Annotated in this window: 27 protein-coding genes; 12 read left to right on the forward strand and 15 right to left on the reverse strand. The window is 71.1% G+C overall.

What is annotated here, in order from left to right; genetic code table 11:
• The first annotated feature begins 8 nt into the window (after window positions 1–8).
• The 3 genes from ABD466_RS23935 (at window position 9) to ABD466_RS23945 (ending at window position 2,390) form a co-directional block, all read left to right on the forward strand.
• Complete coding sequence (locus ABD466_RS23935) at window positions 9–602, forward strand: GNAT family N-acetyltransferase (protein ID WP_344659388.1); 594 nt, start codon at window positions 9–11, stop codon at window positions 600–602.
• A 40-nt stretch (window positions 603–642) separates the two neighbouring features.
• A complete protein-coding gene (locus tag ABD466_RS23940; protein WP_344659389.1) occupies window positions 643–1,644 on the forward strand; it encodes a helix-turn-helix transcriptional regulator in 1,002 nt (333 codons plus the stop codon).
• 140 nt (window positions 1,645–1,784) lie between these two features.
• On the forward strand, window positions 1,785–2,390 hold the full coding sequence (locus tag ABD466_RS23945) for a CGNR zinc finger domain-containing protein (protein ID WP_344659390.1): 606 nt from the start codon (window positions 1,785–1,787) through the stop codon (window positions 2,388–2,390).
• A 115-nt stretch (window positions 2,391–2,505) separates the two neighbouring features.
• Here the strand turns inward: ABD466_RS23945 and ABD466_RS23950 are convergent, their stop codons facing one another.
• Window positions 2,506–3,687, reverse strand: a complete 1,182-nt coding sequence (locus tag ABD466_RS23950; protein ID WP_344659391.1) for an alkane 1-monooxygenase — start codon at window positions 3,685–3,687, stop codon at window positions 2,506–2,508.
• A gap of 94 nt (window positions 3,688–3,781) precedes the next feature.
• Here ABD466_RS23950 and ABD466_RS23955 point away from each other — a divergent pair, with 94 nt between their 5' ends.
• Window positions 3,782–4,033 carry a cell division protein CrgA gene (locus ABD466_RS23955; RefSeq protein WP_344659392.1) on the forward strand — a complete coding sequence of 84 codons (252 nt, stop codon included), beginning with the start codon at window positions 3,782–3,784 and terminating at the stop codon, window positions 4,031–4,033.
• On the opposite strand, the gene ABD466_RS23960 is transcribed toward ABD466_RS23955, so the two are convergent.
• Window positions 4,026–5,495, reverse strand: coding sequence for a DUF7405 family protein (locus ABD466_RS23960; RefSeq protein ID WP_344659393.1), 1,470 nt, complete (start codon window positions 5,493–5,495; stop codon window positions 4,026–4,028). The genes ABD466_RS23955 and ABD466_RS23960 overlap by 8 nt on opposite strands.
• 207 nt (window positions 5,496–5,702) lie before the next feature.
• On the opposite strand from ABD466_RS23960, the gene ABD466_RS23965 reads away from it, so the two are divergent.
• Window positions 5,703–6,008, forward strand: coding sequence for a hypothetical protein (locus tag ABD466_RS23965; protein ID WP_344659394.1), 306 nt, complete (start codon window positions 5,703–5,705; stop codon window positions 6,006–6,008).
• Between the two features lie 66 nt (window positions 6,009–6,074).
• Here ABD466_RS23965 and ABD466_RS23970 read toward each other — a convergent pair whose 3' ends face one another.
• From ABD466_RS23970 to ABD466_RS24010, 9 genes are all read right to left on the reverse strand, one after another.
• A complete protein-coding gene (locus ABD466_RS23970; protein WP_344659395.1) occupies window positions 6,075–6,935 on the reverse strand; it encodes an NmrA family NAD(P)-binding protein in 861 nt (286 codons plus the stop codon).
• A complete protein-coding gene (locus ABD466_RS23975; protein ID WP_344659396.1) occupies window positions 6,932–7,333 on the reverse strand; it encodes a hypothetical protein in 402 nt (133 codons plus the stop codon). The genes ABD466_RS23970 and ABD466_RS23975 overlap by 4 nt, the downstream gene beginning before the upstream one ends.
• Window positions 7,334–7,402: 69 nt before the next feature.
• Window positions 7,403–7,918: a MarR family winged helix-turn-helix transcriptional regulator gene (locus tag ABD466_RS23980; RefSeq protein WP_344659397.1), complete on the reverse strand. Its 516-nt coding sequence runs from the start codon at window positions 7,916–7,918 to the stop codon at window positions 7,403–7,405.
• 16 nt (window positions 7,919–7,934) lie between these two features.
• A complete protein-coding gene (locus tag ABD466_RS23985) occupies window positions 7,935–8,798 on the reverse strand; it encodes a response regulator transcription factor (RefSeq protein ID WP_344659398.1) in 864 nt (287 codons plus the stop codon).
• 297 nt (window positions 8,799–9,095) lie between these two features.
• Window positions 9,096–9,560, reverse strand: a complete 465-nt coding sequence (locus ABD466_RS23990; RefSeq protein ID WP_344659399.1) for a hypothetical protein — start codon at window positions 9,558–9,560, stop codon at window positions 9,096–9,098.
• Window positions 9,561–9,649: 89 nt separating this feature from the next.
• Window positions 9,650–10,801: an acetyl-CoA C-acetyltransferase gene (locus tag ABD466_RS23995; protein ID WP_344659400.1), complete on the reverse strand. Its 1,152-nt coding sequence runs from the start codon at window positions 10,799–10,801 to the stop codon at window positions 9,650–9,652.
• Between the two features lie 7 nt (window positions 10,802–10,808).
• Complete coding sequence (locus tag ABD466_RS24000; protein ID WP_344659401.1) at window positions 10,809–11,417, reverse strand: TetR/AcrR family transcriptional regulator; 609 nt, start codon at window positions 11,415–11,417, stop codon at window positions 10,809–10,811.
• Complete coding sequence (locus ABD466_RS24005; protein ID WP_344659402.1) at window positions 11,410–12,192, reverse strand: SDR family oxidoreductase; 783 nt, start codon at window positions 12,190–12,192, stop codon at window positions 11,410–11,412. The genes ABD466_RS24000 and ABD466_RS24005 overlap by 8 nt, the downstream gene beginning before the upstream one ends.
• A complete protein-coding gene (locus ABD466_RS24010; RefSeq protein WP_344659403.1) occupies window positions 12,189–13,373 on the reverse strand; it encodes an acyl-CoA dehydrogenase family protein in 1,185 nt (394 codons plus the stop codon). Before ABD466_RS24010 ends, ABD466_RS24005 begins: the two co-directional genes overlap by 4 nt.
• Window positions 13,374–13,415: 42 nt before the next feature.
• Here ABD466_RS24010 and ABD466_RS24015 point away from each other — a divergent pair, with 42 nt between their 5' ends.
• The 4 genes from ABD466_RS24015 to ABD466_RS24030 all read left to right on the forward strand — a co-directional run bounded on the left by ABD466_RS24015 (window position 13,416) and on the right by ABD466_RS24030 (window position 17,016).
• Window positions 13,416–14,558, forward strand: a complete 1,143-nt coding sequence (locus tag ABD466_RS24015; protein ID WP_344659404.1) for an acyl-CoA dehydrogenase family protein — start codon at window positions 13,416–13,418, stop codon at window positions 14,556–14,558.
• Window positions 14,555–15,427 (forward strand): acyl-CoA dehydrogenase family protein, encoded by an 873-nt coding sequence (locus ABD466_RS24020; RefSeq protein WP_344659405.1) that lies wholly within the window; start codon window positions 14,555–14,557, stop codon window positions 15,425–15,427. Before ABD466_RS24015 ends, ABD466_RS24020 begins: the two co-directional genes overlap by 4 nt.
• Window positions 15,428–15,508: 81 nt before the next feature.
• Window positions 15,509–16,261 (forward strand): DUF4097 family beta strand repeat-containing protein, encoded by a 753-nt coding sequence (locus ABD466_RS24025; RefSeq protein ID WP_344659406.1) that lies wholly within the window; start codon window positions 15,509–15,511, stop codon window positions 16,259–16,261.
• The gene (locus ABD466_RS24030; protein ID WP_344659407.1) at window positions 16,258–17,016 is read left to right on the forward strand and encodes a DUF4097 family beta strand repeat-containing protein; all 759 of its coding nucleotides are present in this window, start codon (window positions 16,258–16,260) and stop codon (window positions 17,014–17,016) included. The genes ABD466_RS24025 and ABD466_RS24030 overlap by 4 nt, the downstream gene beginning before the upstream one ends.
• Here ABD466_RS24030 and ABD466_RS24035 read toward each other — a convergent pair.
• Window positions 17,009–17,965, reverse strand: coding sequence for an alpha/beta hydrolase (locus ABD466_RS24035; protein WP_344659408.1), 957 nt, complete (start codon window positions 17,963–17,965; stop codon window positions 17,009–17,011). The genes ABD466_RS24030 and ABD466_RS24035 overlap by 8 nt on opposite strands.
• Window positions 17,966–17,999: 34 nt before the next feature.
• On the reverse strand, window positions 18,000–18,359 hold the full coding sequence (locus ABD466_RS24040) for a hypothetical protein (RefSeq protein ID WP_344659409.1): 360 nt from the start codon (window positions 18,357–18,359) through the stop codon (window positions 18,000–18,002).
• A gap of 36 nt (window positions 18,360–18,395) precedes the next feature.
• Between ABD466_RS24040 and ABD466_RS24045 the strand changes: the two genes are divergently transcribed.
• The 3 genes from ABD466_RS24045 to ABD466_RS24055 all read left to right on the forward strand — a co-directional run bounded on the left by ABD466_RS24045 (window position 18,396) and on the right by ABD466_RS24055 (window position 20,824).
• Entirely contained in the window at window positions 18,396–19,082 is a 687-nt protein-coding gene (locus tag ABD466_RS24045; RefSeq protein ID WP_425558720.1) for a helix-turn-helix transcriptional regulator, read from the forward strand.
• A 69-nt stretch (window positions 19,083–19,151) separates the two neighbouring features.
• A complete protein-coding gene (locus ABD466_RS24050) occupies window positions 19,152–19,727 on the forward strand; it encodes a pyridoxamine 5'-phosphate oxidase family protein (RefSeq protein WP_344659410.1) in 576 nt (191 codons plus the stop codon).
• Window positions 19,728–19,780: 53 nt separating this feature from the next.
• A complete protein-coding gene (locus ABD466_RS24055) occupies window positions 19,781–20,824 on the forward strand; it encodes an acyl-CoA dehydrogenase family protein (RefSeq protein WP_344659411.1) in 1,044 nt (347 codons plus the stop codon).
• Between the two features lie 78 nt (window positions 20,825–20,902).
• Here ABD466_RS24055 and mctP read toward each other — a convergent pair whose 3' ends face one another.
• On the reverse strand, window positions 20,903–22,582 hold the full coding sequence (gene mctP / locus ABD466_RS24060) for a monocarboxylate uptake permease MctP (protein ID WP_344659422.1): 1,680 nt from the start codon (window positions 22,580–22,582) through the stop codon (window positions 20,903–20,905).
• Window positions 22,583–22,623: 41 nt separating this feature from the next.
• Window positions 22,624–22,974: a DUF3311 domain-containing protein gene (locus ABD466_RS24065; RefSeq protein WP_344659412.1), complete on the reverse strand. Its 351-nt coding sequence runs from the start codon at window positions 22,972–22,974 to the stop codon at window positions 22,624–22,626.
• Window positions 22,975–23,058 lie beyond the last annotated feature (84 nt).

Below are 23,058 nucleotides of genomic sequence, written 5' to 3' on the forward strand. Positions count from 1 at the left end.
TGGCCGCTATGACTTACGACACCACCGAGAGCTCGGTCCGCCTGCGCCAGTACACCCTCGAAGACTGCACGATCCACGAGGCCAATCCGGACGCTCCGGACGACCGCTTCAACTTCTTCGGGTTCCCGGTGCCGGGACGGCTGCGGCGTCTGGTGGAGTCCGGCGAGGTGTTCCCCAAGCCCGGGGATGTGCACGGCCGACTGGCGATCGAGGCCGACGGGGACTACATCGGAGGCGTGAGCTGGCACCCGGAGCACTACGGCCCGATCCAGGCGCCGGCGATCAACTTCGGGATCACCCTGCTCCCGAAGGCGCGGGGCAAGGGCTACGGCACCGAGGCCCAGCGGCTGCTGGTGGCCTACCTGTTCGCCACCACGACCGTGTTCCGGATCGAGGCCGCCACGGACGTGGAGAACATCGCCGAGCAGCGGGCGCTGGAGAAGGCCGGGCTGCTGCGCGAGGGCGTCCTGCGCGGCTCGCACTACCGCGAGGGCACGTACAACGACATGGTCATCTACGCCATCACGCGCGCGGACTTCGAAGCGGCGCGGAAGGCCGCCTCGGCAGCGAAGGTCACGACCGGGTTCAGCGCTTCCCGCTGACCGTCCCCGATCTGTCAGCACCCCGGCGGATAATCCAGGCATGCGCGCCAGTCGTCTCGTCTCGCTGCTGTTGCTGCTGCAGACCCGGGGCCGGATGACGGCCCGCCAGCTCGCCGACGAGCTGGAGGTCTCGGTCCGCACCATCTACCGCGACGTGGAGTCCCTGCACGAGGCCGGGATCCCGCTGTACGGCGACGCCGGGCCGGCCGGCGGCTACCAGCTGCTGGACGGCTACCGGACCCGGCTGACCGGGCTGTCCGGCGACGAGGCCGAGGCGATGTTCCTGGCCGCGCTGCCGGGCCCGGCGGCCGAGCTGGGCCTGGGTTCGGTGATGGCGGCGGCGCAACTGAAGGTGAAGGCGGCGATGCCGGCGGAGCTGGCCGACCGCAGCGGCCGGATCCAGCAGCGCTTCCTGCTCGACGCGCCGGGCTGGTACGACGACGGCGACACCAGCCCGTTCCTGCCGGCGGTGGCCGACGCGGTGTGGAACCAGCGGCGGATCCGGGTGCGGTACCGGCGCTGGACGGCGCCGACCGAGGTGGAGCGGACGCTCGCGCCGTACGGGATCGTGCTGAAGACCGGGAAGTGGTACACGGTCGCGGAGTCGGCGGGCCGGGTGAACACCTTCCGGGTGAACCAGATCCTTGAGCTGGAGGCGCTCGACGGCGCCGACGGCCGGTTCGAGCGCCCGGCCGACTTCGACCTGCCCGGTTACTGGGCCCGCCAGGTCGCCGAGTTCCGCACCCGGCTGGTCCAGGGCGAGGCGACGATCCGGCTGTCGCCGGACGGGCGCCGGCGGCTGGAGGAGGTGATGGCCTCCGACGTCGTGAACGCGGTGAACACCACCGCCGAGGACGACGGCGAGCGGGCCGGCTGGGTGAAGGCGACGGTGCCGATCGAGTCGCTGACCCACGCCGAGGGCGAGTTCCTGAAGCTGGGCGCCGGGGTCGAGGTGCTGGCCCCGGCCGCGCTGCGCGAACGGATCGCCGAGACCGCCGCCGGGCTGGCCCGGATTTACCGGGACGATACAGCCCCTGCGTGACCCTGGGGGACAGACGGTACGGCGCCGGATTGAACTGCCCGGGCGCCGCAAGCGTGGTGTCGTCGACGACGGCGCCGGCATCCGTCAGTAGTATCGCGTCGAACGCCACTGACACGCGCGTACAGGGAGGGGTCAGACGAATGACGGCGGACACCGGGACCTCGCCGAAGACCGACTTCACCATGCCGCCGGGCTGGATCCACCGGCTCCCCGCCGACGATCTGGACCTGGCCGTCCTGCTGGTGAACTCGATGGATCTGCTGGAGGATCCACCGGACCGCCTGACGAGCGTGCAGTGGTACCGCGACGCGTTGCGAACGGCCGGCCACGCGGACATCGCCGAGGGCCTCCACGAACGGGATCTGGACGGCCTCAAGGAACTGCGGGCCCTGCTGCGGCTGCTGTTCAGCGCGGACACGCTGGAGGAGGCGGTCGAGATCGTCAATCCGATGCTGGTGCGCGGAGCGGCGGTCCCGCAGCTGGTGGTCGACGAGGACGGATGCCCGGGCCTCCAGGTGGCGCCGACGGCGACCGGACTGGAAGCACTCGCCGCGCGCTTGCCGGCCGCCGCCGCGGAGCTGATCGCCGAGTCGGAGTTACGGAGACTCGGCACCTGCGCCGGGACACCGTGCGAGTGCGCCTTCGTGGACCGGTCGCGGTCCGGGAGCCGGCGGTTCTGCAGCGACTGGTGCAACGACCGCGCGGCGGCGGCGGCCTATCGGGCGCGTCGCAAAGCGGGGCTATAGGTCACAATCGCAAGCAATAGCAACGTGACGCGGGACTCGACTCGTCATCCTGATAACCGGGGCCGCGTGCGAGCGGCCCCGGCCCTCAAACCCGCGCGACTCAAGCCCACGCGACTCAAGCCCGCGCGGCGACCGCTTCGGCCTCGTACTTCGCCCGCAGCTTGGGCGTGAGGTTGGCCCGCAGCACGTCGCCGTCGTAGTGGGCCCGCACCCGCGGATCCATGACCCGGCGCCACAGGGGTGGGAACAGCGCGACCACGATCATCGTCGCGTAGCCGCCGGGCAGCTGCGGGGCCTCCTCGAAGGTTCGCAGGACCTGGTACCGGCGGTTCGGGTAGGCGTGGTGGTCGCTGTGACGCTGGAGTTGGTACAGGAAGACGTTGGTGGACAGCCGGTCGCTGTTCCAGCTGTGCACCGGCTCGACCTTCTCGTAGCGGCCGGTCGCCGTGCGTTGGCGCAGCAGACCGTAGTGCTCCAGATAGTTGACGATCTCCAGGAGCGAGAAGCCGAACACCATCTGTGCGAGCAGGAACGGAAGCACACCGACGCCCAGCCATGCGGTCAGTGCGGCGAAGACGACCACGGTCATCAGCCAGGCGTTCAGGATGTCGTTGCGCAGTGACCAGGGCGAACGCTTGCGCAGCCGGTGCTTCTTCGTCTCCAGCTCCCACGCCGACTTCAGCGAGCCCCAGACGGTGCGCGGCCAGAACCTGTAGAAGGACTCGCCCATGCGTGCCGAGGCCGGGTCCTCCGGCGTCGCGACCCGGACGTGGTGGCCGCGGTTGTGCTCGACGTAGAAGTGCCCGTATCCGGAGGGTGCCAGCGCGATCTTCGACAGCCAGCGCTCGACTTCCTCGCGCTTGTGGCCCAGTTCGTGCGCGGTGTTGATGGCGATGCCGGTGACGATGCCGACGCTGATGATCATCCCGATCCGCGAGGCGGCGTTCGTATTCGGCTGGCTCCAGGCCCAGGCGCCGAGCACCAGGGATCCGAACTGGAGCGGCAGGTACAGGAACGTCAGGATGCGGTAGTACCACGCCGACTGGAGCTGCGCCTCGCGGTCGGCCGGCGGGTTGCCGGCGTCCTCGCCGATCAGCCAGTCCCCGAGCGGGACGATCACGTAGACCAGGAACGGCGTCAGGAACCAGGCCAGGGCGTTGTCGAACCGGTGCCAGAGCCCGTAGGCGACGTAGGGCAGGACGGGTACCACCAAGGCCAAGGGCCACAGGTAACGCTTGCCGTCCTGCCAGGCCCGCGCCTCCGCCCGCGAGCCGGCACTGCTGAGGGTCGCCGACATGCCGCCTCCCGCTCCGTTATTAGACCTCTTGCACAACGAGAGTGGCACGCATCACACTGCTCCACAAGGGTTCACGTTGACAGGAGCGCCCTGAATGACAAGTGGAGACAAGCCCTCGCCGCCCTGGTTCGGTGGATTGATCCTGGGATGCCTGGCTCTGGCCACGGCCTGGATCCTCACTTACACCCTCTCGCCGCTGCCCGGCCAGAAAGCGCTCGGCGGCTGGAACTACGTCGTCGTCGGCGTGCTGCTGACCTTCTTCATCGGGCTGTCGATGGAATGGCGCGGCGACCCGCCTCAGCGTGCCGGAACTGAGGACGAGTCGCCGGCGGGTACCGTCAGGTGAGTTCCAGGAGCGGGAACGCACGGTGGCGGCGAGGCGGCACCAGGAAGTTCTGACGCCGGGTGGCGGTGATGAACCGCTCCAACCCGTTGTCCGAGGCCGGTACCGCGTACTTGGCCGCGAGGTCCAGGCTTGCCTGGTTGCGGCGCATGGTGGCGAAGAAGTCGGCGCTGGGCACGAAGACCGTGAACTGGAGCTTCGGCTGCGTGCTGTGGTCCGGGACGTCCATCGCGTCGAATCCGGGGCCGTCCATGCGGATGTGCATCGGCGTGCCGTCGGCGGCGCGCGAGGAGCGCTGGAGCGTCGACAGGTGCCCCATACGGTGCTCGTTGCCCGGCGTGTCGACGCCCTGGGCACTCGCCTCGGCGTCGCCGGTGCCCTGGAAGGTGTTCTCCAGGAACGAGGGGCCGCCGCCGTTGGTGTACTGGTCGTTCGGGTTGCCGAGGGACGGCGGCGGGTCCGAGCGGAACATGTACTGCACGCGTTCGGTGAAGGTGCCGTCCGACCCCGGGTTGCCGTCGGCGTCCAGGTCGAAGAACTGCGCCATGTCGAGGATGTCGTGCGCGAGGTGCTGCACCGAGCCGTTGTCGAAGTAGTCGCCGGCCTGGGCGGTGGTGACGCGCGCCGAGGCGTTGCCCGCGAACGTGCAGATGGCGGCCGGCCCGGCGCCCTTGACCTGCTGGTCGGCGAAGCCCATCCACATCGGCGACTCGGGCTGCAGGAACGGGGCGAACGGCAGCCCGGCCCCGGTGGCGACGAGGCGCGGCAGGCCCATCTGCTGGAACATGAGGCGGCTGGACGTGAAGCGCAGCAGGCCGTGGAACGCCGGCGAGGGCACGTTCGCGCCGTTCAGGCTGCCGCTGCCGGACAGCCACAGGAGGATGTCGGTGAGGACGGTGGGGTCGTCCGAGCGCAGCGTGAACAGCAGGTCGTTGTTCTCGATGCGGACCGGGACATTGAACCGCAGCTTGCTGATACCGGGATTCTGCGGTGAGACGTCCGTCGGGCCGGGCACGGCCTCTTCCAGCGCCAGCCGCCCCGGCGCCGAGAGCAGGTGCGGGATCCGGGCGGTGACGAGCGCGGCGGGCAGCCGGTTGAAGTACGGCAGACCGTAGCTGACGAACGGGAAGACGCCGGAGGGGCTGAAGGCGTAGTTCGCCTCGATGGTGTCCAGCGCCGAGGCCAGGACCGCCTGGTCGGCCTGGACCGGGTTCCGGGTGAGCTGCGCGGTGAGGAACGTGGTGAACACCGGGCCGAACTGCACCCGGATGCCCTCGACGGTCCGGGCCGGCGCGATGAAGCCGCCGATGTCGAACTGGATGTCCGGCAGCGGCAGCCCGGCGGTGTCCAGCGGCAGGCGGACCGGCCGGGGCTTCGCGGGCCCGACGAGTTCCAGGGCGGTCAGGGCGACGGCGAGCGCCCCGGTCTTGAGCACGGTGCGGCGAGCGTGGCTGTGGGTGTCCATGACGGGCCTCGTCCCGGCCGGGGCCCGTTTCGTTCGGGCCCGATCGGCGTCAAGGTAGCGATTGCGGCTGACGTGCGGATATGACGCGATTCCCCTAGGTCCGGTGGGGAGTGTCGGGGGGGCGAGCTCCGGAGTGCCCGGCACGGACGTTTCAGCCCTCGCTGAATCGTTCTCCGCGCCGCGGTCGAGCGGGTTACGTTCGCGGCCGTGATCACCAGCACCCTGAAAGGACGGGGAATGCGCAAGGCGATTCTGAAGTCCGGCATCGCGGCCGTCACGGTCGCGTCCGCCGTGGCACTGGCGACACCGGCCGCACATGCCAGTGGCACCTACTCGAAGTACGTCACCACCTATTGGGGGAGCACCGCCGACTCCCAGTGCAACGCCCAGGGCCAGGCGGACGAGCGCAACCTGGGGACCGCCTTCTACGAGTGCGTCCCCACGGAACGGACGATCCACGGCGGCGTCACGCAGACCGGCGACATGCTGTACGACTACTACTGGATCAGCTGAGCCGGCAAGGGGTCCGAGCGCCGCACCGGAGTGATCCGGTGCGGCGTTCCCTTGCCCGGCTGACTCTCACGCGAAGGCCGCACGGTTCTGAGCGAGGAAGTCCTCCAGGCTCCTGGGTGCGCGTCCGAGAAGGTCTTCTATCGCAGAGTTCGGTGATTCCGGGCGGTTGACGGCCAGCTGCTGGATCTCCACGATGTGCCACGCCAGCCAGTCGGGCATGCCCGCGGTGCGGACAAGGTGGGCGTGGAACTCGGCGGGGTCCAGATCGACGTACGCGATCCGCCGTCCCGTCAGCGAGGACAGCAGAGCTGCCAGTTCGGGGTGGGAGACCGCCCGGCCGCCGGTGAGCTCGTAGACCGTGCCGGCCGCTTGCCGACGCGTCAACGCGACCGCCGCCACGTCAGCGATGTCGCGGGCGTCGATGTAGTTGCACGGCGCCTGGCCCATCGCCCCGACGATGACGTTCCCGGCCGTCACTCCCGGGGCCAGCAGAAGCAGCTTCTGCATGAAGGCATAGGGACGCAGGATCGTGACATGCGGCACGGCGGCGAGAAGGTGCGCCTCGATCGCGGCGTGCCCCCGGGAGACGGCCACCGGCGAGTCCGGTTCGGCAGCCGGAGCGGACAGCTTAACGACGTGCTCGACGCCCGCTGCCGCGGCGGCGTCGATCGCGGCGATCTCCAACTCGACCTGGTTCGGCTGGTTCGCCATGGACAGGAAGAGCTGATCGCATCCCTTCAGAGCCGTGCGCAGTGACCGCGGGTCGGCGGCGTCGGCCGGCACGACCTCGACCGGCGCGGCGACCGCGACGGTCCCGGCCAGCTTGTGCGGCGTACGGGTCAGCGCGCGGCAGGGGACGCCCTGCGCGGTCAGGGTGCGGAGCAGAGCGTTGCCGGTGGTGCCGGTCGCTCCCAGGATGGCGATCACGCGAAGTCCTCACGGTTGGCGGCGGATCCGTGCCATCGCCAGGTGATGATCGTCGCGGCGAGTACGGCGGACAGGGGCAGGTCGATGCTCAGCCGGGACAGCCAGCCCGATGCGGCCAGGCCGGCCGCGGCGCCGATCACGCCGGCGACCAGACCGGCGGTCAGGGATCGCAGCAGGCGGCGCCGGGGCTGTATGCCCGCGCCTCGGCGCATCAGGATGACGCCGGTGATCGTCGCGACGAGGGCGGAGGTGAGGCCGATCGACGTCACGGCGGCGACGGCCAGGGCGGTCTGGTGGGTGGCCAGGCCGCTGATCCCCGCGGTCAGGGCGGGGGCCAGGAAGGCGACGCACACTTCGTCGCGCAGCTTGAAAGGGCGGGGCGGGCGTTTGCGGGCCATGACGGCTCCCTCAGTAATTAGGTGGCTAACTATATGGGCGGGAAGAACGGCCGCACGGGGCGGCCGCGGTCAGTCGGAGGTCAGGGCGCTGATGCCTTCGTCGATCCGGTCGAGCATGGAGAGGAACTGCTCGCGTTCGTCGACGCTGAGCCCGGCGACCAGGCCCTGCAGGCGGTCGAAGTGTTCGGCCGCCATGTCCTTCAGGCGCTGCGCCCCCCGGTCGGTCAGCGACACGACGGCACCGCGGCCGTCCTCCGCGGACGCGCCGCGCACGACGAGCCCCTCCCGCTCCAGACCGTCGAGCAGGCCGGTGACGGTCGCCCGCGTCACCCCGAGGCTCGCCGCGAGCTGCGACGGGGACTTCCCGCCGCCGTGGTCCTCCAGATCGGCCAGCAGGCGGTACCGGCCGGTGGACAGCCCGAAGCGGGAGAAGTGCACCTCGGAGGCCTGTCCGAGCCGGGCGCCGACGGCCATCAGCCGCACCGCGACCAGGACGGACTGCGGATCGGCGTCGAGGCCGTAGCCGCGGATCTGCCGCCGTGCCTGTTCCAGGCTCGGCGCGGAGGGACGGGGTTCCGGGCTCATGAAAGTAGTATGGCGCCTAACTAGATTGCGGGTCAACCGGCGCCGCGTCCGGGCTGCCGCCCCAGCTGTGCACGATGGCCAGCGCCTGGGCCCGGCCGTGGACGCCGAGTTTGCCGTATAGGTGCCGCCAGGTGTTCTCCACGGTCTTGGCCGAGACCAGCAGAACCCGCGCGGTCTGCTTGGTGCTCAGTCCGCGGTCGGCGAGCTCGAGGATCTGGCGTTCGCGCGGCGTCAGCGGCACCGGCTGGGGCAGGATCGCCGGCGGCGGGAGCAGCCCGGCCGACGCGGCCGCGGCGACGGCGTGCGAGACGCACTGCACGCCGAGTTTGGCGTAGATGCGGCGGCGGTGGTTGTCGACGGTGCGCGGGCTCAGCCCGAGCAGCACCGCGATCTCGGCGGTGCGCAGGCCGGTGCCGAGCAGCGACAGGACCTCGGCCTCGCGGGCGGTGAGGCGGTAGTAGGCGGTGCCGGTGACGACGGGGTGGGCCAGGAACGCGTGCAGGGCGGCGGCGAGCGGCGGCAGGCCCCCGGAGCGGTCGATGAGCTGGTTGAAAGCGGACGCGGACACCGACCCGCGCGGACACCGGCTCGACCGCAGGCCGATGACGTAGGGCCGGGGCGGCGGCAGCTGGGCCAGCGCCTCGCAGGCGCCGCCCTCGGCGTCGAGCACCACGAGCACCGGGCGGTGCGTCCGGCACAGGCGCAGCAGCGCCGCCCCGTCCGCGGCCGGGCCGACGGCGACGAACGGCGTCTGCCGCCCGCACCACTCGACCAGGGCGTCGCCGAGCATGCGGTCACGGCACTGCACCACGACTCGGGGCCGGATCGCGGCCGCGGGTCCGGGCAGCGCCGGCGCGGACGATCCGTCCTGTGGCGGCACCGGCGTCGACTCCCGACTGGCAGACGGTTGCGCGACTGAGGCGGACCGCGCCGCATCCCCCGACCGATCACCGTGGAACGCGCCCGCCCGGCCGGGAGCCCACTCCCCGGTGCGAGCCGCGTATCAGGACTCTGACCTGCACGTCGCCGGTGCCGCGGCGGATATGACACGATCCTGATTCCGTGCTAGCCGGAAGTATGGCGCGCAATCGGCCAGAAGGCCAGGTAGCACGAGTTCCGGCGGCTCAGGGTTGCCGTGTCCCGACCGGTCCGCCGCGCTCCGGGCGCCCGGCCCTCGTCAGCTGTTGTCGCACTGCGACTGGCTGATGCTCTTGCCGTCGCCGAACTGCTGCGGCTCCTGGAAGTTGCTGCCGATGGAGGCGGCGACGCCCATCAGCTGGTAGGCGATGCGCCAGTCGCCCGCCTTGCAGGGCTGGGTGATGTTGATGTCCGTGTAGTCCTTGGTGGGCGGGCCGGTGTACTTGCGGGCGTCGCCGATATTCGCCCACTGCGCACCGCTGTCCTTGCGGTACTGCAGCTGCAACATGAAGTCGGTCTCCTTGGGCGTGGTGGCGCACTTGATGCCCACCGTGGCCAGGATCTGGCGGTTCAGCGGCCGCGGGTCGTCCACGATCTTCACGTTGCAGTCGTACTCGGTCGCGGTCACCTTGAAGTGGTGTCCCGAACTCGTCGGCCGCACGATGAGGAACAGGAGGAGTACCACGGCGGCGACGGCGGCACCGGCCTTCATATTCACGTTCATCAGCATTCAGGGTACTGCCGCCGCGTTGCGCGGTCACGGGATTCGCCGGCTGATACGAATCACCCGCCTCAGAGGTTTCCCAGGTTCCGTCACAGGCGCTCGATGATGGTGACGTTCGCCTGCCCGCCGCCCTCGCACATCGTCTGCAGCCCGTACCGGCCGCCGGTGCGCTCGAGCTCGTGCAGCAGGCTCGTCATCAGCCGCGCGCCGGTGGCGCCGAGCGGGTGCCCGAGCGCGATCGCGCCGCCGTTGACGTTCACCTTCGCGAGATCCGCGCCGCTCTCCCGGGCCCACGCCAGGACCACCGGTGCGAACGCCTCGTTGATCTCGACCAGGTCGATGTCGTCCAGGCTCATCCCGGTCTTCCGCAACGCGTGCGCGGTGGCCGGGAGCGGCGCGGTGAGCATGAGGATGGGATCGGCGCCGCGCACCGACAGGTGATGGATCCGGGCCCGCGGCGTCAGCCCGTGCGTGCGCACCGCGTCCTCGGAGGCGATGAGCAGCGCCGCGGCCGCGTCAGAGATCTGCGAAGACACCGCCGCGGTCAGCCGTCCGCCCTCGACCAGGGTCCGCAGCCCCGCCATCGCCTCCTTCGACGTGTCGCGCCGCGGCCCCTCGTCCACCGCGAACCCCTCGTACGGCACGATCTCCCGCTCGAACCGGCCCTCGTCGATCGCCGCCAGCGCGCGCCGGTGCGACTCCAGCGCGAAGTCCTCCATGGCGTCGCGCGTCACGTTCCACTTCTCGGCGATCAGCTCGGCGGCGTGGAACTGCGACACCGGCTGGTCGCCGTACCGCGCGCGCCAGCCCCGCGACCCGGAGAACGGGTCGGTGACGCCGAACTGGGCGGCCACCGTCATGGCGGCCGCGATCGGGATCTGCGACATGTTCTGCACGCCGCCGGCCACCACCAGGTCCGCGGTCCCGGACAGCACCGCCTGCGCCGCGAAGTGCACCGCCTGCTGCGAGGATCCGCACTGCCGGTCCACGGTGACGCCCGGCACCTCCTCGGGCAGCCCGGCGGCCAGCCACGCGGTGCGCGCGATGTCTCCGGCCTGGTGCCCGATGGTGTCGACGCACCCGAACACGACGTCGTCCACCGCCGCCGGATCGACGCCGGCCGCGTCCACCACCGCCCGGATGACGTGGGCGCCCAGATCCGCCGGGTGCGCGGACGCCAGCGCGCCCTTCTTGCGCCCGACGGCCGTCCGCACGGCCCCGACTATGTAGGCCTCGCCCATCGCTGCCTCACTCCCTGCTCTGGAACCCTTCGAGGATCATGGAGAGGTACTGCGCCGAGACGGCCTCGGCGGTGAGCTTCCCGCCCGGCACGTACCAGCGCACGGCGACCCACACGGTGTCGCGCACGAACCGGTAGGCCATCATCGCGTCGAGATCGGCCCGGAACGCCCCGGAGGCGATCCCCTTCTCCAGCGTGCCGAGCCAGATGTCGCGGAACTCCCGGTCGGTCTCGTCCAGGTAGGCGAACCGCGGGGACTGCCGCAGCTGCTTGGCCTCGTTCTGGTACAGCGCGATCGCCGAATGGTTCCGGTCGATGGCCCGGAACGAGGCGTGCACCAGCTGCTCGAAGGCGCGCCGGGGATCGCTCTCACGCTCGACGATGGCGCGGTAGTCGCGGAACAGGTCGTCCAGGAACGTCCGCAGGATCTCGTCCGCCATCGTCTCCTTGGAGTCGAAGTGGTGGTAGAGGCTCCCGGACAGGATCCCGGCGGCGTCCGCGATGTCGCGCACCGTCGTGTTCTTGTAGCCGCGCTCGGCGAACAGCCCCGCGGCCAGGCTCAGCAGCTCGGCGCGGCGGTCCCGATGAGGGGGAGCGGGGGGATTGGTCTTAGGCATGTTGGCTCGAAACGGAGAGGACTTCACCGGTCAGGTAGGAGGCATAGTCGCTTGCCAGGAACACCATGGCATTCGCGACCTCCCACGGCTCGGCGGCGCGCCCGAACGCCTCCCGCGCGGTCAGCTCGGCGAGCAGGTCGTCGGTGGTGACCTTGGCGAGGAACGGGTGCATGGCCAGGGACGGCGCGACGGCGTTCACCCGGACACCGTACGGGGCGGCGTCCAGCGCGGAGCACCGGGTCAGGGCCATGACCCCGGCTTTCGCCGCGGCGTAGTGCGCCTGCCCCTCCTGCGCGCGCCAGCCGATCACCGAGGCGTTGTTGACGATCACGCCGCCGGTGCCCTGGTCGCGCATCCGGCGCAGCGCGGCGCGGGTGCAGCGGAAGGTGCCGTTGAGGGTGACGTCCAGGACGCGCAGCCACTGCTCGTCGGTCATCTCCAGGACCGAGGCGGTGCCGCCGAGGCCGGCGTTGTTGACCAGGACGTCCAGGCGGCCGAGGCGCTCGACCGCGCCGTCGATCAGGGCCTGGACGTGCTCCTCCCGGGTGACGTCGCAGACGATGGCGTGGACGGCGTCCGCGCCGAACTCCCCGGCGAGCGCGGCGCGGGTCTCCTCCAGGCGGCGCTCGTGGTGGTCGCTGACCACGACCCGCGCGCCCTCCTCCAGACAGCGGCGGGCGACGGCGGCGCCGATGCCGGTGCCGGCCGCGGCGGTGACGGCGACGTTCTTGCCGGCGAGGAGGTCGTGGCCCTCCACATAACGGGGCACGGTCACGCGCGGGGCTCCTTGGGCAGGCCGAGGACGCGCTCGGCGATGACGTTCCGCTGGATCTCGTCGGATCCGCCGTAGACGGTGTCGGCGCGGCTGAACAGCCACAGCCGCTGCCATTCGTCGAGGTCGTAGCCGGGACCGGTGACGGTGCCGCCGCCGCCGAGCACCTCCATGGCGAGCTCGCCGAGATCGCGGTGCCAGCGGGCCCAGGCCAGCTTGCCGATCGAGGCCTCCGGGCCCGGCGCGCCGTCGGCCAGGCCGGTCATCGACCGCAGGGCGTTGAGACGCAGCACGTCCAGCCCGATGCTCGCGCGGGTGAGCCGGTCGAGGACGAGCGGGTCGCCGGCGGCGCCGTTCGCCCGGGCGAGCGCGATGATCCCGTCGAGTTCGCGGCGGAAGCCGATCTGCTGGCCGAGGGTGGACACGCCGCGCTCGAAGCCGAGCGTGGCCATGGCGACCCGCCAGCCCGCGTCGACGCCGCCGACGACGTGGCCGGCCGCGGTGCGGGCGTCGGTGAAGTAGACCTCGTTGAACTCCGAGGTCCGCGTGAGCTGCAGGATCGGCCGGACCTCGACGCCGGGCTGGTCCATCGGCACCAGCAGGTAGGACAGGCCGCGGTGCTTGGGCTTGTCCGGTCCGGTGCGGGCGATGACGAAGCACCAGTCGGCGAGGTGGGCCAGCGAGGTCCAGATCTTCTGGCCGTTCAGGATCCACTCGGTGCCGTCCCCGGACAGCACGGCGGTGGTCTTGACGTTGGCCAGGTCCGAGCCGGCGTCGGGTTCGGAGTAGCCCTGGCACCAGAGTTCGGTCACGTCGCGGATCCCCGGCAGGAAGCGCCGCTTCTGCTCCTCGGTGCCGTAGGCGATGAGCGTGGGGCCCAGCAGCTGCTCGCCGATGTGGCTGACCCGGATCGGCGCTTCGGCGCGGGCGTACTCCTCGTGGAAGATGACCTGCTGCGCGACCGTGGCCGCGCGGCCGCCGTACTCCCTCGGCCAGTCCAGGCACGTCCAGCCGTGCGCGGCGAGATGGCGGTCCCACGCCACCCGGACGTCGAAGGCCTCGTGCTCGCGGCCCGGCCCGCCCAGGCCCTTGGCGGCGGCGAACTCCCCCGTCAGGTGGTCCCGCAGCCAGGCACGGACCTCGGCCCGGAAGGCCTCGTCCGCGGCGGTGTAGGTGAGCTCCACGCACCCTACCCTACCAATCGTTTGCTTGGTACGGTAGGCCGCGTGGACCTGAGCTTCAGTGAGCCCGAGCAGACCTTCCGCCGCGAGGTGCGGAGCTGGCTGGCCGCGCACCAGCCGGCCGAGCCGCTGCCGTCGATGGACACCGCCGAGGGCTTCGAGGCGCACCGGCGGTGGGAGCGAGAGCTGTTCGACGAGCGGTACTCGGTGGTGTCCTGGCCCGCGGAGTACGGCGGACGCGGCGCGTCGATCACCGAGTGGCTGATCTTCGAGGAGGAGTACTGGGCCGCGGGCGCCCCGGGGCGGGTGTCGCAGAACGGGATCAACCTGCTGGCGCCGTCGATCCTGGACCACGGGACGGCGGAGCAGAAGGCGCGGTTCCTGCCGGCGATGGCCTCCGGCGAGCAGATCTGGGCGCAGGCGTGGTCCGAGCCGGAGGCCGGGTCGGACCTGGCCGCGCTGCGTTCCACTGCGGTTCGCGCGCCGTCGGGCGACGGATGGCTGCTGTCGGGGCAGAAGACGTGGTCGTCCCGCGCGGCGTTCGCGGACTGGGGCTTCGGCCTGTTCCGCACCGACCCGGCGGCCGAGCGTCATCGAGGGCTGACCTCCTTCCTGTTCCCGCTGACCGCGCCGGGCGTGACGGTGCGCCCGATCCCGCAGTTCGACGGCGAACCCGGCTTCGCCGAGCTGTTCCTGGACGGGGTCCACGTCCCCGACGCGGACGTCCTCGGCGCCGTCGGCGACGGCTGGAAGGTCACGATGGCCACGGCCGGCAAGGAGCGCGGACTGTATCTGCGCTCCCCCGGCCGCTTCCTCGCGACGGCGCGGAGACTGCGGGCCCTGTGGGAGTCCGCGGGCCGTCCGCCCGCGTTCCGCGACCGGGTCGCGGACGCCTGGATCGGCGCGCGGGCCTACCAGCTGGCGACGTTCGAGACCGCGGCCCGGATCGCGGACGGCGGCACCCTCGGCGTGGAGACCAGCGTGAACAAGCTGTTCTGGTCCGAGCTGGACCTGGCCATGCACGAGACGGCGCTGGACCTGCTGGGACCGGAGGCCGAACACCTCGACTCGGCCTGGATGGACGGCTATCTGTTCGCCCTCGCGGGGCCGATCTACGCCGGCACGAACGAGATCCAGCGGAACGTGGTCGCCGAGCGGGTGCTCGGGATGCCGAGGGGGACGCGGTGAGATTCGCTCTGACCACCGAGCAGCGCGGGTTCCGCGACGCGGTCGACGCTCTGCTCCGCGACGCGGACGGGATCGCCGCCGCGCGCGCCTGGGCCGCCGGCGACACCAAGCGGGGGCTGGAGATCTGGCGCGGGCTGGCGTCCATCGGTCTGCACGGGCTCGCGGGCGAGTATCCGGTCGAGCTGTGCGCGGCGCTGGAGCGCGTCGGCTATCACGCGGCACCGGGTCCGTATCCGGAGTCGCTGGCCGTCGCGACGGCGCTCGCCGACGACGGCGACTCCGAGTGGCTGCCGGGGCTGGCCGCCGGAGCCATAGCCACCGCCGCCGTGCCTCCGCAGGCGCCGTACGCACCCAACGCCGAGATCGCAGATCTCTGTCTTCCCGGCGCCGACGGGCCGCCGATCGCCTCCCTCGATCCGACCCGGCCCCTGTCCGCCGTCGCCGGCCGGGCCCCCGCCGCGGTCTTCGACGCCGCCGCCCTCTACACCGCCGCCCAGCTCCTCGGCCTCGGGCGGGCCGCACTCGACATGACGGTCGGGTACGCCCGGCAGCGCGTCCAGTTCGGCCGTCCTATCGGCGAGTACCAGGCGGTCAAGCACCGTCTCGCCGACGCCCACACCGCGCTGGAGTTCGCCCGCCCCCTGGTCTTCGCCGCCGCGCTGTCCTTCGCCCCGGACGAGATCTCCGCCGCGAAGGCCGCCGCGAGCGAGGCCGCCTACCGGGCCGCCCGCACCGCCCTCCAGCTTCACGGCGCCATCGGCTACACCGACGAGTACGACCTGTCCGTCTTCTTCAAGAAGATCCGCGCGCTGTACTCGGCCTGGGGTACTCCGTCCTTCCACCGCGAGCGGTTGATCATGACGGAGTAGCCCGGCGGTAGGGTGGTCGCCGGGCCAAGAGTGGGGGTAACCCCATCGCCCGGTCACCCGCCGCCGAGCCACCATCGAGTCATGACCCAAGACGTCTCTCCGACCCGCCGGCCGATCGGCGCTGTCCGGATCAGCAGCGCCGCCCTCGTCGGGGTGGTCGCGGCGGTGCTCGTGCCGACCGCGGCCGCGGCGACGGCCGTCGCGATCTCCGGGCGGGTGACGGGCGAGCACACCACGGTCGCGATCACGCCGACCGGGCCGATCACCCGGGTGGTGGTGGAGGACTCCGACAGCGACGTCTTCATCACCGGCGACGCGGCGGCCACCGACGCCCGCGGCCAGGCCGAGGTTCAGTGGAAAGGCGTGCACGGACCGCGGCCCGTGCTGCACCAGAGCGTCGCGGACGGCGTCCTCACCCTGTCCAAGGACTGCTCGCCCGGCGCCTGCGGCTCGATCGACATCACGCTGCGCGTGCCGCCGGGGATCTCGGTGCGGGCCGCCACGTCCAGCGGGCGGATCCAGGTCCGGAACGTCGCCGGCGGGGTGGACCTGACCTCGCTCGACGGCGACCTCGAAGCCTTCGGGCTGGGCTCCGGCCCGGCGTCTTTCACGACGACGGACGGCACGGTGCGCGCGGCCTTCACCGGCGCGCCGGACCGGATCGCCGTCAGCAGCGGCGACGGCGACGTCACCATCACCACCGACGGCCGCACCCCGTACTACGACAACGTCACCACCACCGACGGCGGCCAGGAACTGGGCAACGTCGGTGACCGCTACGCCTCGCGCGAGATCGACGTGACCACCACCAACGGCAAGGTGACCATCCAGTGAGCGACACTCTGAAGAGCCCCTCGCCGGCCCGCCGCCCGATCGCCGCGGTCCGGATCAGCACCGTCGCCCTGATCGGCATCGTCGCGGCGGTCGCCGTCCCGGCCGGCGCCGCGGCGCTGGTGATGTCCGGATCGATCGACGGCAAGCACACGACGGTGCAGATCGCCGAGACCCGGAAGGTGTCCAAGGTCGTCATCGAGGACGCGGACGGCTCCGTGCACGTCAGCGGCGACCCGACGATGTCCGGGGTGCGCGGCACGGCCGACCTGACGTGGCACGGCTCCTCCCAGGCGCCGCTGCGGCTGGACCAGAACGTCTCGGACGGCGTGCTGACGCTCAAGAAGGTCTGCCTGCGAGGCGGCTGCGGCGGCGCGGACATCGACATCCGCGTGCCGCCGGAGATCGCCGTCCAGGTGACGACGTCCAACGCCGGCATCGAGGTGTACGACGTCGACGGCGGCGTCGACCTGCGCACCGCGAACGGCGGCATCACCGCCGGGCGGCTCGGCGGCGACGCCGACATGTCCCTGGTGACCTCCAACGCCGGCGTCGAGGCCTCGTTCACCGGGGCTCCGAAGGTGATCACGGTCTCCACCTCCAACGGCGGCGTGGACATCACCACCGACGGCAAGACCCCCTACTACGACTTCGTCAGCACCAGCAACGGAACCCCGAACCTGAAGAACAAGCAGGACCGCTTCGCCCCCAACGAGATCCACGTCGCCACGAGCAACGCCGACGTGACCATCAGGTGAGCGCGACCCGCACCGCCTCGAACACGGCGGCGCGGACCCGGTCGGCGGTGGGGTGCGGCATGGTCAGGAAGCCGTGGAACATGCCCTCGACCCGCAGGTGCTCGACCGGGACGCCGGCCGCGGCGAGTCTGGCCGCGTAGGCGTCGCCCTCGTCGCGCAGCGGGTCGTGTTCAGCAGTGACGACGCAGGCAGCGGGCAGGCGCGCGTGGTCCGCGGCGCGCAGCGGCGAGAGGTAGGGATCCGCACGGTCGGCGCCTTGCAGGTACTGCGCGTCGTACCACACCAGGTGCCGCGTGGTCAGGAAGTACCCCTCGCCGTTCTCGGTCCTCGACGGGAAGTCGTCGGCGGTGTCGGCGAAGTCCACCGGGGGATACACGAGCACCTGGTAGCGGATATCAGGGCTCGCATAGCCGCGCTCGGCACGGTCCCGGGCCATGAGCGACACCACGGCGGCGAAGTTGCCGCCCGCACTGTCCCCGGCGACCGCGAGCCGCCCGGGATCCACCGCCAGTTCGGCGGCGTGCTCGGCGACCCAGGCGGTGACCGCGTAGGCGTCCTCCAGACCGCCCGGATACAGCGTCTCCGGCGCCAGCCGGTACTCCACCGAGACCACCGTCGCACCGGTGGAGCGGGCCAGCTCGCGGCAGAAGCCGTCATAGAGCTCGACGTTGCAGATGGCGAAGCCGCCGCCGTGGAAGAACACCACGACCGGCGTCACAGCGTCCTGATCCGCGACGGGCCGGTAGACGCGCACGGGGATGTCGTGCGCGGCGCCGGAACCGGGGATCACGCGGTCCGTCACGGACGGCAGCTCGACCAGGATCGGCAGCCGCGGCGCCAGCGCCAGGATCGCGCGCGCCTCGGCCGCCTCGGTGACGGTGCCGCCGAGGTCCGGGAACATCGCGGTGAGGGCCTCCACGATCAGGCGGGCCTGCGCGTCCAGCGTCATCGGTCTCCTCCGGGTGGTGTCCTGAACTGCGGAATCACGTGGCTGCCCCACTGCCGGACGGTCTCCATCGCGGCGGCGTCGGCACGGTGCCCATCTGGATCAGGCAGATCACCTCTTCGACTCCGATGGCGGCGAGCTGCTCGACGTATTCCATCGCCCGCGCCGCGGTGCCGTAAGCGTGGTCGACGTTGTAGGTTCCGGTGGAACTCGGCCGGACCGGGATGTCCGCCTCGTGCAGCCGCGCGACCAGAGCCTCGCGCTCCGACCGGAGGACGGCCGCGTTGTCGTCGTCCTCGGTGTCCTCGGCCGGTTCGGGGCCCGGCGCCGAGGTCGAGGCGCCCCGCGGCGGCACGCGGACGGCACGCGGACGGCACGCGACGGCACGCGACGGCACGAGGAGTGAGCGAGTCGAGCCGTTACGCTTACCGTCGTGGCCCCTCCAACACGTGACGAAGCGGCGGACTCCGGCGCCGAGGCCGACGACCCGCGCCTGCCGGCGACGAGCTGGGCGGTGCTCGGCATGCTGTCGTTCGAGCAGGAGCTGTCCGGGTACGACATCAAGAAGTGGGCCGACTGGTCGCTGAAGCTGTTCTACTGGTCGCCGTCGTTCAGCCAGATCTACGGCGAGCTCAAGCGCCTGGAGCGGCACGGTTACGTCACTTCCCGGACCGTGATGCAGGACGAGGTGCGGGGGAAGCGGGTCTACGCCATCACCGACGCCGGACGCGCCGCGGTGCGCACGTGGGCCCGCACCGCGCCGGTCGAGGTGCCGGTCCTCAAACACGGCGTGCTGCTGCGGGTCTGGCTGGGCCACCTGACCGAGCCCGACCGGCTCCGCGAGATCGTGACCGAGCACCGCGACAACTCCGAGCGACGCCGCTCCGAGGCCGCCGAAGACTCCCAGGCCGCGCATGACGAGACGGCGTGGGCGTACCCGGAGATCGCCCTGAAGTGGGCCGAGCGGTATCACGCCGCCGAGCGCGACCTCGCCGACCAGATGCTCCGCGATCTGGACGAACTCCGGTCCTCGGGGCGGGCCACCGCTCCGGTGCCGCTGCCGGCCGGCTCGCCCTCGCTGGCGCCGCGTCCGCATCGGGCCCGGGACGACGAGGGCTGACACCGTACCAGGCGCCCGTATCCTGAGACGACATTGCCCACGATCCGGTCATCGGGCGAGACTCGGATCATGGTGAATGTGCACGAGGTCATCGACGACAAGCTGCGGACGTTCATCGAGGCGCAGCCGCTCTTCTTCGTGGCCACCGCGCCGCTGGCGGCGGAGGGGCACGTCAACGTCTCGCCGAAGGGGACACTCGGCTCGCTGGCCGTCCTCGGACCGGACAAGCTCGCGTACCTGGACCTGACCGGCAGCGGCGCCGAGAGCCTGGCGCACCTGCGGGAGAACGGTCGCATCACCCTGATGTGGGCGGCGTTCGGCGGCCCGCCGAACATCGTGCGCGTCCACGGCCGGGGCGAGGTGGTGTTCAGGGACGACCCGCGGTGGGACGAGTACGTCGGGCTGTTCGCGGCCGCCGCCGATCCGGGCCCCCGCGCCATCGTGCTGGTGACGGCGACGCGCGTCAGCGACTCGTGCGGGTACGCGGTGCCGTTCATGGAGTACAAGGGCGAGCGCCGCCTGCTCGCCGAGTACTTCGGGCGGCGCGACGAGGAGTTCCACATCGACTACGTGGCCCGCAAGAACGCGGTCAGCATCGACGGGCTGCCCGCGGTGCCGGTGGAGACGCTGCGGGACGCGCGGTAGCGCCGGAGAGACCGCTCTGGCCACTTCACGCCGGGCCCGCTACGGTCCGCGGCATGCGCTTCGACCCTGAACAGGAAGAGCTCCGGCGGACGGTGCGGACGCTGCTGGAGCGGACCGCCGGCGGCGACGTGTGGCGGCTGCTCGCCGAACAGGTCGGAGCGCACTCACTCGCGATCCCGGAGGAGTTCGGCGGCGCCGGGTTCTCGGTGGTGGAGACGCACGTGGTAGTGGAGGAGCTCGGTGCGGCCTTGGCGGCGCCCGGTTTCCTGAGCACGGCGTTGGCCGCGCAGGCGATTCTGGCCGCCGACTCGGCGGATGCGAAGACGGCGCTGTTGCCGGGGATCGCTGACGGGCACGTGCGGGCCACGGTCGCGTGGGGCGAGGAGTTCCAGACCGCTGCGGAGAGCTCCGATGACGGGACCTGGTCCGTGGCGGGCTCGCAGGAGCACGTGCTGGACGGTGCCGAGGCGGACCTCTTCGTGGTTCCGGCGCGGGTGGTGGACGGCGGGGGTTCGCGGCTCGGGCTGTTCGCGGTCACGGCGGGCGACGCGGCGGTCCTCCCGGTCGAGACCGTGGATCCGAACCGGCCGCAGGCGGTCGTCAGGTTCCAGCGTTCGCCGGCGAGGCTGCTGAGCGCGGACGCGGCTCCGGTACTGGACCGGATCTTGGACCTGGCGTGCGTCATGATCTCGGCCGAGCAGGTCGGCGGTGCTCAGCGGGCCTTCGACCTGACGCTCGCGTATGCGAAGCAGCGCGTGCAGTTCGGACGGCCGATCGGCTCGTTCCAGGCGGTGAAACACCGGCTGGCCGATCTGTACACGCTGTTGGAGTCGGCGCGTTCGGCCTCCTACGCCGCCGCGTTCGCCGCAGCGTCGGGGCACGAAGTCGGCGTCGCGGCGTCGCGGGCCAAGGCCTACTGCTCCGAAGCCTTCTCGACCATCGCCGGGGAGGCGATCCAACTGCACGGCGGCATCGGCATCACGTGGGAGCACCCGATCCACTGGTACTTCAAGCGTGCGCACGCGACGGCGCAGCTGTTCGGGACGCCGGCATGGCATCGGCGGCGGTACGCGCGGGCGGTCGGTCTCGCGGCGTAGATCCGCGGAGGTCCCGGGAGACCACGGGAAGGCTCCGGGCCGCCAAGCGGCCCGGAGCCTGTTTCTTCGAGCCCCGGCCTACAGCTCGGCCAGCGCCGGCTCGGCCTGGACCAGATCCGGGAGATCCGTGTCACCGTCGTCGGCGGTGTAGTCGTGGGCCTGTGTCTCGTCGACACCCTCGGCGACCTTCAGCGCCCGGAACACCACCGTCAGCACCACGGTCACGATCAGGTTCAGGACCAGCGCGGTGATCGCGATGTACGCGTACAGGTGGGTGCCGGGGACCTTGGCGATCTGGGCGCCGAAGTGGTTCTGGAGCACCTTGCCGTCGGCGGAGAGCTTCTTCTGCTGCCAGGCCACCACGACGCCGTAGACCACGCCGGTCACCAGGCCGGCGATCAGCGCCCAGCGGTGGAACCAGCGCTTGAACAGGCCTATGACGATCGCCGGGAACGTCTGCAGGATCAGCACGCCGCCGAGCAGCTGGAAGTTGATCGCGCTGGTGGCGTCCAGGCCCAGCACGAAGGCCAGGGCACCGAACTTCACCAGCAGCGAGACGAACTTCGACATCTGCGCCTGCTGGTGCGCGGTCGCGTCGGGCTTGATGAAGTCCACGTAGATGTTGCGGGTGAACAGGTTGGCCGCCGCGATCGACATGATCGCCGCGGGCACCAGGGCGCCGATCGCGACCGCCGCGAAGGCGACCCCGGCGAACCAGGACGGGAACACCGCGTCGAACAGCGCCGGCACCGCGTGCTGCGGGTTGCCGTCCAGGTGGCCGGTCGCCGTGCCGTTGAAGCCGGCGGCCAGCGCCATGTAGCCGAGCAGCGCGATCAGGCCCAGCACCAGCGAGTAGACGGACAGTCCGGCCAGGTTCTTGCGCACGGTGTTGCGGGACTTGGTGGACAGCACGCCGATCTGCGCGTGCGGGTACATGAACAGCGCCATCGCCGAGCCCAGCGCGATGGTCGCGTACGGGAAGGCGTTGGCCTTGCCGTTGTGGTCGTTCAGCGACAGGAAGCCGGGCTTGGTCTTGCCGGTGGGCCCGGTCGAGGCGGCGTGGAAGATGCCGTGCCAGCCGCCGGTGAAGCGGGTCGGGATGTAGATGACGGCCACGATGATGACCAGGTAGATCAGGAAGTCCTTGACGAACGCGATCACCGCCGGGGCGCGCAGGCCCGAGGTGTAGGTGAAGGCCGCCAGCACCGCGAAGGCGATGAACAGCGGCAGGTCCTTGGCGAACGTCGAGGAGCCCTTGCCGCCGATGCCGATCACGTCCAGGCAGGCCTGGATGCCGACCAGCTGCAGCGCGATGTAGGGCATGGTGGCCACCACGCCGACGACCGCGATGGCGAGCCCCAGTCCCTTGGAGCCGTACCGGCCGCGTGCGAAGTCGGAGGGCGTGACGTAGCCGTGCTTGCGGGAGACCGACCACAGACGCGGCAGGAACAGGAAGACCAGCGGCCAGACGATGATGGTGTAGGGCACGGCGAAGAACCCGAAGGCGCCGCCGACCAGGGCCGCGGGAACCGCGATGAAGGTGTAGGCGGTGTACAGGTCGCCGCCGAGCAGGAACCAGGTGATCCAGCCGCCGAAGCTGCGTCCGCCCAGGCCCCACTCCTCCAGGTGGTTGGCCTGGCGGGCGCGGCGCCAGCGCGCGGCGAGGAAGCCGAGGACCGAGACCAGGAGGAAGAAGAAGACGACGACGACGAGCTCGGTCTGGTTGATGCCGTGCGAGCCGACGTCGGGGGTGGGGATGTCGCTCGGCGCGGCCGGCGCGGCGGCGGTGAAGATGGTGCTCACTCGGCGTCCCCTTCCTCAGCGTTTTGAGTGTCGGCGTCCGCGACGGCGTCCGGAGCGGTGTCCTGGACCGCATCGGGCACGGCAACGTTTCCGGCCCCCGACGCCGCCTTGCGGGCCAGTTCCTCCCGGCGGACGACGTAGTACGCCAGGCCCATGAGGCCGGCGGTGACCGCCACCCACAACAACTGCCACCAGAAGAAGAACGGGAAACCGCCCAGCTCCGACTCGTCCTTGTCGTATATCGGCACATAAAGCACCGCGACGAAGGGCAGGATGACGCAGATCGCCGCGATGATCCGGGCCGGTGTCAACACCTGACCCCTAGTACTCCGCTCGTACTCTGACATGAGACGAGACACCTCCCGTTTACGTAGGGAAACTGCGGCGAAATCTAGTCGCCGGGAGTGTTTCCGATCACGGGTTTATTGACA

It is taken from the genome of Catenulispora subtropica, assembly GCF_039531675.1.
GTDB lineage: Bacteria > Actinomycetota > Actinomycetes > Streptomycetales > Catenulisporaceae > Catenulispora > Catenulispora subtropica.